Here is a 12040-nt window from a genome sequence, read left to right as displayed (position 1 = left end):
GGGAAGCGCTAAAGGCTTCCCTTACTGTTTTGACGGCTTCATAATAGCCTGTTCATGCCGATTTAAGTTTGTTATTAAGGATTAATCCCGTGTTATCAGCCCTATTAGATGAATATCTAGCTGAAATGAATTTGACTGCCACCGAGCAGCAGAAAAAACAGCTGGTTGGATTTGTTGAGATGCTCAACAAATGGAATAAGGCGTATAACCTGACATCGGTTAGAGATCCTGAGCAGATGTTGATCAGGCATATCATGGATAGTCTGGCTGTGTCGGCACATCTGGTGGGTGAACGCTTCATCGATGTTGGCACCGGACCGGGTTTACCCGGGATCCCGTTGGCGATAATGAATCCAGATAAACATTTCGTTTTATTGGATAGCTTAGGCAAGCGAATTCGCTTCCAAAAACAGGTTCAGTTTGATCTGGGTATCGATAATATTAGCTCTGTAGAGAGTCGTGTCGAAGCCTATGAGCCTGAAGAAAAATTTGATGGCGTGCTCAGTCGAGCCTTCGCCTCTATCGAAGACATGTTGCACTGGTGTCATCATCTGCCGGCGGATAACGGCTGTTATTACGCACTTAAGGGTCAATTGGCCGAAGATGAAATGACAAAAATTCCTGAGGGTTACGAGCTCACTGATGTCATTGAGCTGAGTGTCCCCCGTCTGGATGAACAGAGACACTTGCTAAGAGTCGTTAAAAAGTAGTGTTTCAGTTGCTTTCTTATAGTGATTCAAGCAACTTGGTATTGGATTCAATTACGCGACATACAGGATGGTATTGTGGGTAAAGTGATTGCCGTGGCTAACCAGAAAGGTGGTGTCGGAAAAACAACAACTTGTGTCAACTTAGCAGCATCTTTGGCCGCCACAAAGCGCAAAGTGCTGTTAATTGATCTCGATCCCCAGGGGAATGCGACCATGGGAAGTGGTATCGACAAGTACAGTGTCGAGAATACCGCTTATGAGTTGTTAGTCGATGAAAAATCTTTCGATGAAGTTGTCTATAGAGATACGAGCGGAAAATATGATCTGATCGCGGGTAACGGTGATGTTACTGCGGCAGAGATCAAGTTAATGGAGTTCTTCGCCCGTGAAATTAGATTAAGAAATGCATTAGCACCGATTAAAGACGATTACGACTACATCTTTATTGATTGTCCTCCCTCACTGAATATGCTGACGGTGAATGCCATGTCGGCTGCAGATTCGGTTCTGGTTCCTATGCAGTGTGAATATTATGCACTCGAGGGCTTAACAGCTTTAATGGATACCATCAGTAAGATTGGCGCCATGGTTAATCCTGGTCTGCATATCGAAGGGATACTGCGTACCATGTACGACCCCAGAAACCGTCTGGCTAATGATGTATCCGATCAGCTTAAGCAGCATTTCGGCGAAAAAGTTTATCGTACCGTCATTCCAAGGAATGTCAGGCTGGCTGAGGCGCCGAGCTTTGGTGCTCCGGCCATGTATTACGACAAATCGAGTGCCGGCGCTAAGGCTTATTTAGCCCTGGCAGGCGAAATCATTCGCAGAGCGGAACAGCATCAAGAGCTAGAACAAGCTTAAATAAAGGCAGTGGAAATGACATTGAAAAAACGTGGACTGGGTAAAGGCCTGGATGCATTACTCAGTACTAGCCATGCGGCAAGTAAGAAACTTTATTCAGCTGAAGAAGCCGCTGAAGTGACGGCTAAAACAGATGACCTGTTAATGCTGGCCATAGATTTGATGCAGCCTGGTAAGTACCAACCGCGTAAAGATATGTCGACCGAGGCGCTCGAAGAGCTTGCCGAGTCGATAAAGGCTCAAGGCATCATTCAGCCGATTGTCGTGCGTAAAGTTTCTGCGACCATGTTTGAGATCATTGCCGGCGAACGTCGCTGGCGTGCGGCTCAAATAGCTAAGCTGGATAAGGTGCCTTGTATCGTCAAGCAGGTGCCTGATGAAGCCGCTGTCGCCATCTCACTAATCGAAAATATTCAGCGTGAAGACCTCAATGCAATGGAGGAAGCGATTGCATTAGATCGATTAATGCGCGAATTTGAGCTGACTCATCAACAAATTGCTACTGCTGTGGGAAAATCTCGCGCGACAGTGTCTAATTTACTGCGTCTCAATGGCCTCAATGAGCCTGTAAAACGCATGTTAGAATATGGTGACATCGACATGGGGCACGCTAGAGCATTACTCGCCATCGAGGGTGATGAGCAAACAAATATTGCCAGATTAGTCGCAGCTAAAGAATTAACCGTTCGAGAAACTGAACGTTTAGTCACCAAAACACTAAACCCACCAAAAATCACCGATAAACCCGTAAAAGATCACGATGTCACCCGCCTGGAAGGCCTGTTAGTCGAAAGATTAGGTGCTAAGGTCTCAATTACCCATAATAAAAAAGGTAAAGGCAAACTGGTAATTAATTATCAGGATCTAGCTGAATTAGACGGTATTATCAATAAAATCCACTAAAAATCCCAAGTTAACGTCATATTATGTAATTTTGTGACATGTGTTAAATTTACGGTTTTGCATATTTGGCGTTAGATCACGTTAAAAGAGTCGATTTTCCTCAGCTTAAACTTGCTTTGAAGGCCCGAAAAGGTATACTTTCGCAAGCTTTTTGTCCATCGTCATGTCTGGATTTATGTAGTCCGGTCATAGAAACAAAAAGTATTAATGCGGAGAAGATGAATTGAGTAAGATTTTAGCACGTCGTGGCCGGTGGTCTGCCTATAAATTGGTTTTGATGCAGGCGGCGGTGGCTGGGGGTGCTTCGGTTTTCTTTTTCGCTCTGTGGGGAGTTCAGTATGGCTTATCTGCTTTGGCAGGTGCTGCTATCGCTGTACTTCCTAATTTTGTATTCGCAACCCTAGCTTTCTCTCATACGGGAGCAAGTTCATCGGCAAAAGTTGTTAAAACTTTTTACTGGGGGAAGCGGTAAAGTTGCTGTTAACCATAGCTATGTTTTCGTTCGTGTTTATCAATTGGAAAGTTGGGTTTATGCCACTTTTTGTTTGTTATACATTAGCGTTAATAGTGCATTGGACGGCTCCTTTATTTTTCAAGCAAAGTTAAGTGGGATGAATCATGGCTGCAACTGGTGAAGCGTTAACACCGCAGGGCTATATCCAGCACCACCTTACCAACTTAAGTGTTGGCGAAGGCTTCTGGACATGGCACATTGATTCGTTGTTCTTTTCGGTTGGGCTTGGTGTTCTGTTCTTATGGCTATTCCGTAGCGTTGGTAAGAAGGCAACTACTGGTGTTCCCGGCAAACTTCAATGTTTTGTCGAAATGATCATCGAGTTTGTCGACTCTAGCGTGAAAGAAACCTTCCATGGCCGCAATCCTGTTATTGCTCCGTTGGCACTGACTATTTTTGTTTGGGTATTCATGATGAACTTCATGGATATGGTTCCAGTTGACTGGATCCCATCACTGGCTGCTGCAGCTGGTATCCCTTACATGAAAGTCGTACCAACGACCGACTTAAACATTACCTTTAGCATGGCTATCGGCGTGTTTTTGCTGATTATTTACTACAGCATTAAAGTCAAAGGCGTATCAGGTTTTGTTAAAGAGCTGACTATGCAGCCTTTTAACCATTGGACAATGATACCCGTCAACTTCTTGTTAGAATCAGTTACTTTGATCGCTAAGCCAATCTCATTGGCACTGCGTCTGTTTGGTAACTTATATGCAGGTGAGTTGATATTCATCCTTATTGCGTTGATGTACGGTGGAAATATGGCGCTTTCAGCTCTAGGTGTAACTTTACAGCTAGGTTGGTTGATCTTCCATATTTTGGTTATTACCTTACAGGCGTTTATCTTCATGATGTTGACCATTGTTTACTTAAGCATGGCACATGAAGATCATTAGGGATTGCTGTAAAACTTTTTTTACTAAATCATAAACTAACTAGATTTAGAATATTTGGAGATAGAGATGGAAACTGTATTAGGCATGACAGCTATCGCTGTTGCTCTACTAATTGGTATGGGTGCTCTTGGTACCGCTATCGGTTTTGGCCTACTAGGTGGCAAGTTCTTGGAAGGCGCTGCGCGTCAACCAGAAATGGCTCCTATGCTGCAAGTTAAAATGTTCATTGTTGCGGGTCTTTTAGATGCGGTAACTATGATCGGTGTTGGTATCGCATTATTCATGCTTTTCACTAACCCTCTTGGTGCAATGCTGTAATAAACGCTTCTGTCTTTAAACTAAATAGGAGGCTGTTGTGAATATCAACGCTACCCTAATCGGTCAGACGGTTGCCTTTATTCTCTTCGTGTGGTTCTGCATGAAGTTTGTTTGGCCACCTTTGATGAATGCCATCGAAGAGCGCCAAAAAAGGATTGCCGACGGTTTAGCTGATGCTGACCGCGCCGTAAAAGACCTTGAGTTGGCACAGGCGAAAGCCACTGACCAGCTAAAAGAAGCTAAAGCTACTGCTAACGAGATCATTGAGCAAGCGAACAAACGCAAAGCTCAGATCGTCGATGAAGCAAAAGCCGAAGCAGATACTGAGCGTGCGAAAATCATCGCTCAGGGTCAAGCAGAAATTGAAGCTGAACGTAATCGCGTTAAAGAAGACTTGCGTAAGCAAGTTGCTGCTCTTGCCATTGCTGGCGCAGAGAAGATTCTTGAACGTTCGATTGATGAAGCCGCCCACAGTGACATAGTTAATAAACTAGTTGCTGAACTTTAAATAAGGAGTTTGAGTTATGGCTGAAATAACTACCATCGCTCGTCCTTACGCAAAGGCAGCTTTTGACTTTGCCATTGAACAAAATGCAGTAGACAGTTGGGCAGAAATGCTGAACTTCGCGGCTATGGTGAGTGAAAACGACACCATAAAGCCTCTGCTATCTGGCGCACTTTCCAGTGATAAACTGGGCGAACTCTTTATCGGAGTTTGTGGTGAGCAGATCAATGTGCAAGTTCAAAATCTGTTAAAGGTAATGGCTGAAAACGGTCGTTTAGTAACGCTACCTGCTGTATTTCAACTATTTGTTGAGATGAAACATGAATGGGCAAAAGAGATTGAAGCTAATGTAGTTTCAGCGATTGAGCTTACTTCAGTTCAGCAACAGGATATTAGTGTTTCTTTAGAGAAACGTCTAGCACGCAAAGTTAAGCTTAATTGCAGCATAGATGCCAGCCTTATAGCTGGTGTAATTATCACGGCAGGAGACTTAGTCATAGATGGCTCGGTTCGCGGAAAAATTTCGCGTCTGTCTGATTCGCTGCAATCGTAATTGGGAGTTTGAGCATGCAACTGAATTCCACTGAAATCAGCGATCTGATTAAACAGCGGATCGAGCAGTTCGAAGTCGTTAGTGAAGCTCGCAACGAAGGTACAATCGTTGCAGTAAGTGACGGCATCATTCGCATCCACGGCCTAGCCGACGTGATGCAGGGTGAGATGATCGAGCTGCCTGGTAACCGTTATGCAATCGCGTTGAACTTAGAACGTGATTCTGTCGGTGCCGTAGTAATGGGTCCTTATGCCACTTTGGCAGAAGGCGACAAAGTAAAAACAACTGGTCGTATTTTGGAAGTCCCAGTTGGCCGTGGTCTATTAGGCCGCGTAGTCAACACATTGGGTGAGCCAATCGACGGAAAAGGACCTGTCGATCACGATGGTTTCTCTCCTGTTGAAGTAATCGCACCAGGTGTTATTGAACGTAAGTCAGTATCTCAGCCAGTTCAAACTGGTTATAAAGCCGTTGACTCTATGATCCCAATCGGTCGTGGACAACGTGAATTGATCATTGGTGATCGCCAAATCGGTAAAACCGCTTTAGCAATCGATGCCATCATCAATCAAAAAGATACTGGTATCAAGTGTGTATACGTAGCTGTAGGGCAGAAAGCTTCTACTGTCGCTAACGTTGTACGTAAGCTTGAAGAGCACGGCGCATTAGCGAACACCATTGTTGTTGTTGCTACAGCTTCTGAAGCTGCTGCACTACAATACTTGGCTCCATACTCTGGCTGTTCAATGGGTGAGTACTTCCGCGACCGCGGTGAAGATTCACTGATTGTCTATGATGATCTTTCTAAGCAAGCAGTTGCTTACCGTCAGATCTCATTGTTGCTTAAGCGTCCACCAGGACGTGAAGCATACCCAGGTGATGTATTCTATCTTCACTCTCGTCTGTTAGAACGTGCTTCACGTGTTAACGTTGAGTATGTTGAGAAGTTCACTAAAGGTGAAGTTAAAGGCCAGACTGGTTCTTTAACTGCTCTACCAATTATTGAAACTCAAGCGGGTGATGTATCTGCATTCGTACCGACTAACGTAATTTCGATTACCGATGGTCAGATCTTCCTTGAAACTGATCTGTTTAACTCTGGACTACGTCCTGCTGTTAACCCAGGTATCTCGGTTTCTCGTGTTGGTGGTGCGGCTCAGACTAAGATCATCAAGAAACTGTCTGGCGGTATTCGTAGCGCACTAGCACAGTATCGTGAGCTTGCAGCGTTCTCACAATTTGCATCTGACTTAGATGATGCAACTCGTGCTCAACTTGAGCATGGTGAGCGTGTTACCGAACTTATGAAGCAAAAGCAATACGCACCTATGAGCGTTGCCGATCAAGCTGTGTCTATTTTCTCAGCTGAAAAAGGTTACCTCCAGAGCGTTGAGCTGAATAAAATCGGTGATTTCGAAGCATCTCTGCTCTCATATATGAACAGCGAGCATGCTGACCTGATGAAGACCATCAACGAGACTGGCGATTACAATGCCGACATCGAAGGTGAGTTGAAGGCTGGCCTCGATAAGTTCGTCGAAACCCAAACCTGGTAAATCGAAGAGGTGTCGTAAGGCACCTCAGGTCCAGATTGGAGAGTAAAGATGGCTAACGCTAAAGAGATTAAAACCAAGATCGCGAGTGTTCAAAACACTCAGAAGATCACGTCTGCAATGGAAATGGTTGCCGCGAGCAAAATGCGTAAAGCACAAGAGCGCATGGCAGCGAGTCGTCCATATGCAGAAAATATGCGTAAGGTGATCGGTCACGTGGCGCAAGGTTCTCTCGAATATAAGCATCCATATTTGGAAGTGAGAGAGGCTAAGCGTGTTGGTTACATAGTTGTGTCAACCGACCGTGGTCTTTGTGGTGGTCTGAACGTCAACCTTTTCAAGAAGGTTGTCGCAGACGTGAAGAAGCAACGTGCAGCCGGAGCAGAAGTTGAATTCTGCGCCATTGGTGCACGTAGCATACAATTCTTCAATAGCTTTGGCGGCCCAGTATCTGCTTCTGCATCGGCTTTAGGCGACGCTCCGTCGTTGAAAGATCTGATTGGAACAGTACGTGTCATGCTAGAAGCATACAACGAAGGCAAGCTGGATCGTCTGTACGTGGTATTTAACAAGTTCGTTAATACCATGAGCCAGACGCCTGTGATCGAGCAGCTGCTACCTTTGCCTAAGTCAGAAAGTGATGTGAAAACACATCGCTGGGATTACCTGTACGAGCCAGATCCAAAAGAACTTTTGGATACCTTACTGGTACGTTATGTGGAGTCTCAAGTTTACCAAGGTGTTGTCGAGAATATTGCATCTGAACAGGCGGCTCGTATGGTCGCCATGAAAGCTGCAACAGACAATGCTGGTGATCTTATCACTGACTTGGAGTTGGTCTATAACAAGGCTCGTCAGGCTGCGATTACGCAGGAACTGTCGGAAATTGTTTCAGGTGCCGCTGCCGTTTAGGCTAGGTAACGAATACAAGTTTTAGAGGATTAATCATGAGCACAGGTACTGTTGTCCAAGTTATTGGCGCGGTTGTGGACGTTGAGTTTCCACAAGATGCTGTACCTCAGATATATGACGCTCTAGAGATCAAAAGTGAAGGCTTGGTGCTGGAAGTTCAGCAGCAAATCGGTGGCGGTGTAGTTCGTACTATCGCCATGGGTTCTTCAGATGGTCTGCGTCGTGGTCTTGAGGTGACAAACACAGGTTCTCCAATTACTGTTCCGGTTGGGTCTGTGACCCTAGGCCGTATCATGAACGTATTGGGCGAGCCTATTGATGAAGCGGGTCCAATTGGTGGAACAGATCGCTATGTGATCCACCGTGAAGCTCCTACATTTGAAGACCAATCAAGCTCGACTGAACTTTTAGAGACTGGCATCAAGGTTATTGACCTTATCTGTCCGTTTGCTAAGGGTGGTAAAGTTGGACTGTTTGGTGGTGCTGGTGTTGGTAAGACCGTCAACATGATGGAACTTATTAACAACATCGCTAAAGCACACTCTGGTTTATCAGTATTTGCCGGTGTAGGTGAGCGTACTCGTGAGGGTAACGATTTCTACTACGAGATGGAAGATTCTGGTGTTCTCGATAAAGTGGCCATGGTTTATGGTCAAATGAACGAGCCTCCAGGAAACCGTCTACGTGTGGCACTTACCGGTCTGACTATGGCTGAGAAGTTCCGTGACGAAGGTAAAGATGTTCTTTTCTTCGTTGATAACATCTATCGTTACACCTTAGCGGGTACTGAAGTATCTGCACTGCTGGGCCGTATGCCTTCAGCGGTAGGTTACCAGCCAACTTTGGCTGAAGAGATGGGTGTACTTCAGGAACGTATTACATCGACTAAATCAGGGTCTATTACCTCTGTGCAAGCCGTATACGTACCTGCGGATGATTTAACGGATCCGTCACCAGCAACAACTTTCGCTCACTTAGATGCGACTATTGTATTGTCACGTAACATCGCTTCTATGGGTATTTACCCAGCGGTTGACCCATTGGATTCGACTTCACGTCAATTGGATCCTCTGGTTGTTGGTCAAGAGCACTATGATGTTGCTAACGGTGTACAAACCGTACTTCAGCGCTATAAAGAGCTGAAAGATATTATTGCGATTCTAGGTATGGATGAATTATCTGATGAAGATAAGACTACCGTAGCTCGTGCTCGTAAGATTGAAAAATATCTTTCACAGCCTTTCTTCGTAGCTGAAGTATTCACCGGTTCTCCAGGTAAGTACGTTTCTCTTAAAGACACAATCCGTGGCTTTAAGGGCATTCTAGAGGGTGAGTTCGATCATCTTCCTGAGCAAGCGTTCTACATGGTTGGTTCAATCGACGAAGCCGTTGAGAAAGCTAACAAAAAATAACTAGGTGCTCTGCAAATGCAGGGTACTAGTTTAAGGAGAACCGATGGCAGCCATGACAGTACAGCTTGATATTGTAAGTGCAGAAAGCAGCATCTACTCTGGTCTTGTAGCACACTTACAAGTTACCGGTGGAGAAGGCGACCTGGGTATTATGCCTGGTCATGCACCTCTGCTTACTCATATCAAACCTGGCATGGCGCGCATCGTCAAGCAAGACGGAAAAGAAGAGGTGTTCTACCTTTCGGGTGGTATCCTGGAAGTACAACCTTCTTCTGTTTCAGTATTGGCTGACGTCGTTATGCGTGCCGATGAAATTGACGAGCAAGCAGCTGTAGAAGCTAAACGCCACGCCGAAGCCTCTATGGCCGAAGCTGGTGCAGACTTCAACTATGCAGCTGCAGCAGTTGAGTTAGCCCAGGCTATCGCTCAGTTGCGCGTTGTCGATACCATCAAGAAGAACATTGCCAGATAAGGTTATTGTTTGATAAAAAAGGCGCCTAAGGGCGCCTTTTTTGTTACTTGCTGCGCAAGCTGAAATTATTTTATAAGAGATGCTTCATTTATCGTCTTTCCGGCGCAGGCCGGAATCCATGCTTTTAGCCAACTCGTTGGTATCTGCTAGCTTACTTGTAAGTATCGAGCAGGCGTAGCCGTCGTCTTAGCCTTTTTCCCCTATAACTTCTTATTTCTTGTTTTATTAGCGTGATCTATGCTGAAACCTAACAAAGGTTTGGGTGTTACCATTTAGTCACTAATTTATGGCAAGAGTATTCCTTCCTATGCAACAGGTTTTAATTATCGTCAACGACGCACCTTACGGCTCAGAGCGGTTATTTAATGCTTTGCGTTTAGCTATTCAGCTTAATGAGCAAGAGGGGTCACCCGCTAAGGTGAGTTTGTTTCTGCTGTCTGATGCGATTACTGCTGTTCTGCCAAAACAGCTACCGGCAGAGGGCTATAATATTCAGCAAATGCTGGAGATTCTTATTGCACAAAAAAGTGAAGTTAAGTTCTGTGGATCCTGTATGCATGCCCGTGGTTTGACTGACTTGAGTGTGATTGAAGGCTGTGAAGTGGCTACTATGGATGACTTGGCACTTTGGGTACTGGCAGCGGATAAAACGTTAACCTTTTAATTTAAAAAAGGACGCTGCGCTATAAGACGTTCGCTGTGAGCTCTGTAAGTAACAGAGTGGCTAAATTATGAGAGACTTTGTCATACTTCTCTTTCTCATCTTTCTGTCTTTCCGGTGTAGGCCGGAATCCATCTGTTGGCGTCTAACAGGCTTAACTGTCGTCTTAGCCCTTGTTATGACCTTCTTCTTAGCTTTTCCCCTGCTTTTCCGTTAAAATCAGCCCCACAAAAATTTCTCTCTCATTTTCTTTATTATTTTTATAAGCATTAGCTCAAGGATTACTCCATGGCATTGAACGTAGTGATTTTGGCCGCAGGCAAGGGAACCCGCATGCGCTCAGATCTTCCTAAAGTCTTACACCCTATTGCACATAAGAGCATGGTGCAGCATGTGATCGATACCGCCCATAACGTGGGCAGCGATGCGATCCAGTTAGTGTATGGCTATGGTGCGGATAAGCTACAGAGTGTCTTAGGTGAGCAGCAACTTAACTGGGTGCTTCAAGCCGAGCAGTTGGGTACAGGTCATGCAGTGGCTCAGGCAAATGCAAATATCAAGGATGACGATACCGTGCTGATCCTCTATGGTGATGTGCCGCTTATTCAGGCTAAGACACTGGAAGCTCTGCTGGCTGCAAAATCTGATAATGGTTTGGCTGTGTTGACTGTGAACCTGCCTAACCCTACAGGCTATGGCCGCATCGTTCGTACTCCTTGTGAAGGTCAAGAACTGGGCAAGGTCGTGGGTATCGTCGAGCAGAAAGATGCCAATGCGGAGCAGTTACTGATCCAAGAGGTCAATACCGGCATCATGGCGGCTCCAGGTAAGCAACTTAAAGATTGGCTTGGGCAGTTATCATCAGATAATGCCCAAGGAGAGTACTACCTGACAGATATCGTTGCTATGGCTAATAGAGACGGCGTTGCTATCACAACGGCCCAGCCAGAGTCGGCAGTCGAAGTGGAAGGCGCCAACAACCGAGTACAGCTCGCTCAGCTGGAGCGTGCCTATCAGGCTCGTGAGGCGGAGACGTTGATGTTGGCCGGTGCTAACTTGCGCGATCCTGCCCGCATCGATATTCGTGGTGAGGTGACTGTTGGCATGGATGTGATGATAGATATTAATGTCATCATTCAGGGCAAAGTCACCATAGGCAATAACGTGACTATCGGTGCCGGCGCCATTCTGATCGATTGTGAGATTGGCGATAATGCCGAGATTAAGCCTTACTCTATCGTCGAGTGTGCCAAGGTAGGCATTAAAGCCAGTGTCGGACCATTCGCACGCCTGCGCCCCGGCACAGAACTAAAAACAGATGCTCATGTTGGTAACTTCGTTGAGATTAAGAAGGCTGTGTTAGGTGAGGGCTCCAAGGCGGGTCATTTGGCCTATATCGGCGATGCCCAGATAGGTGCCGGCGTGAATATAGGCGCAGGTACTATCACTTGTAACTATGATGGTGCTAACAAGCATCTCACTATTATCGAAGATAATGTATTTGTCGGTAGCGACACTCAGCTAATTGCCCCCGTGACTATTGGTAAAGGCGCGACCTTAGGTGCAGGCTCTACTATCACAAGTGACGTTGCCGAGAATGAGTTGGTGATCACTCGGGTTAAGCAACGTCATCTGAGTGGCTGGGTTAGACCGGTAAAGAAACCTAAATAAAGAACCTAAAACACGAGTATTAACAAGCGACCTAATACCATTCCATATAAGTATCTGGTCAGTTCAGAGACTCTCAGTTTTTTCAATTCAAGG

13 protein-coding genes and 1 pseudogene are annotated in these 12040 nt (G+C 45.6%); all 14 read left to right on the top strand.

The window, feature by feature from the left end; translation table 11 throughout:
- The first annotated feature begins 89 nt into the window (after positions 1-89).
- The 14 genes and pseudogenes from rsmG to glmU all read left to right on the top strand — a co-directional run bounded on the left by rsmG (position 90) and on the right by glmU (position 11947).
- Positions 90-710: a 16S rRNA (guanine(527)-N(7))-methyltransferase RsmG gene (rsmG, locus tag FM037_RS28175; RefSeq protein ID WP_144048728.1), complete on the top strand. Its 621-nt coding sequence runs from the start codon at positions 90-92 to the stop codon at positions 708-710.
- Between the two features lie 75 nt (positions 711-785).
- Positions 786-1574 carry a ParA family protein gene (locus tag FM037_RS28170; protein WP_077755491.1) on the top strand — a complete coding sequence of 263 codons (789 nt, stop codon included), beginning with the start codon at positions 786-788 and terminating at the stop codon, positions 1572-1574.
- Between the two features lie 15 nt (positions 1575-1589).
- Positions 1590-2477 (top strand): ParB/RepB/Spo0J family partition protein, encoded by an 888-nt coding sequence (locus FM037_RS28165; protein WP_144048727.1) that lies wholly within the window; start codon positions 1590-1592, stop codon positions 2475-2477.
- A 223-nt stretch (positions 2478-2700) separates the two neighbouring features.
- Positions 2701-3083: pseudogene (locus FM037_RS28160) on the top strand (ATP synthase subunit I).
- Positions 3084-3095: 12 nt separating this feature from the next.
- Positions 3096-3890, top strand: coding sequence for a F0F1 ATP synthase subunit A (gene atpB / locus FM037_RS28155; RefSeq protein ID WP_144048726.1), 795 nt, complete (start codon positions 3096-3098; stop codon positions 3888-3890).
- 66 nt (positions 3891-3956) lie between these two features.
- Entirely contained in the window at positions 3957-4208 is a 252-nt protein-coding gene (gene atpE / locus FM037_RS28150; protein ID WP_011639455.1) for a F0F1 ATP synthase subunit C, read from the top strand.
- A 37-nt stretch (positions 4209-4245) separates the two neighbouring features.
- Positions 4246-4716 carry a F0F1 ATP synthase subunit B gene (atpF, locus tag FM037_RS28145; RefSeq protein WP_013053593.1) on the top strand — a complete coding sequence of 157 codons (471 nt, stop codon included), beginning with the start codon at positions 4246-4248 and terminating at the stop codon, positions 4714-4716.
- A 16-nt stretch (positions 4717-4732) separates the two neighbouring features.
- Positions 4733-5266, top strand: a complete 534-nt coding sequence (gene atpH, locus FM037_RS28140) for a F0F1 ATP synthase subunit delta (protein WP_144048725.1) — start codon at positions 4733-4735, stop codon at positions 5264-5266.
- Positions 5267-5280: 14 nt separating this feature from the next.
- Complete coding sequence (atpA, locus tag FM037_RS28135) at positions 5281-6822, top strand: F0F1 ATP synthase subunit alpha (RefSeq protein WP_144048724.1); 1542 nt, start codon at positions 5281-5283, stop codon at positions 6820-6822.
- A 48-nt stretch (positions 6823-6870) separates the two neighbouring features.
- Positions 6871-7731, top strand: coding sequence for a F0F1 ATP synthase subunit gamma (atpG, locus tag FM037_RS28130; protein ID WP_144048723.1), 861 nt, complete (start codon positions 6871-6873; stop codon positions 7729-7731).
- A 35-nt stretch (positions 7732-7766) separates the two neighbouring features.
- Complete coding sequence (gene atpD, locus FM037_RS28125; protein WP_144048722.1) at positions 7767-9143, top strand: F0F1 ATP synthase subunit beta; 1377 nt, start codon at positions 7767-7769, stop codon at positions 9141-9143.
- A 43-nt stretch (positions 9144-9186) separates the two neighbouring features.
- Positions 9187-9615: a F0F1 ATP synthase subunit epsilon gene (locus FM037_RS28120; protein ID WP_144048721.1), complete on the top strand. Its 429-nt coding sequence runs from the start codon at positions 9187-9189 to the stop codon at positions 9613-9615.
- A gap of 307 nt (positions 9616-9922) precedes the next feature.
- Positions 9923-10279, top strand: a complete 357-nt coding sequence (locus FM037_RS28115; RefSeq protein WP_144048720.1) for a DsrE/DsrF/TusD sulfur relay family protein — start codon at positions 9923-9925, stop codon at positions 10277-10279.
- A 285-nt stretch (positions 10280-10564) separates the two neighbouring features.
- Positions 10565-11947: a bifunctional UDP-N-acetylglucosamine diphosphorylase/glucosamine-1-phosphate N-acetyltransferase GlmU gene (gene glmU / locus FM037_RS28110; protein ID WP_144048719.1), complete on the top strand. Its 1383-nt coding sequence runs from the start codon at positions 10565-10567 to the stop codon at positions 11945-11947.
- Positions 11948-12040: the final 93 nt, after the last annotated feature.

The sequence above is a fragment of the Shewanella psychropiezotolerans genome (assembly GCF_007197555.1).
GTDB lineage: Bacteria > Pseudomonadota > Gammaproteobacteria > Enterobacterales > Shewanellaceae > Shewanella > Shewanella psychropiezotolerans.
This window is presented reverse-complemented; position numbering and strand designations above follow the sequence as displayed.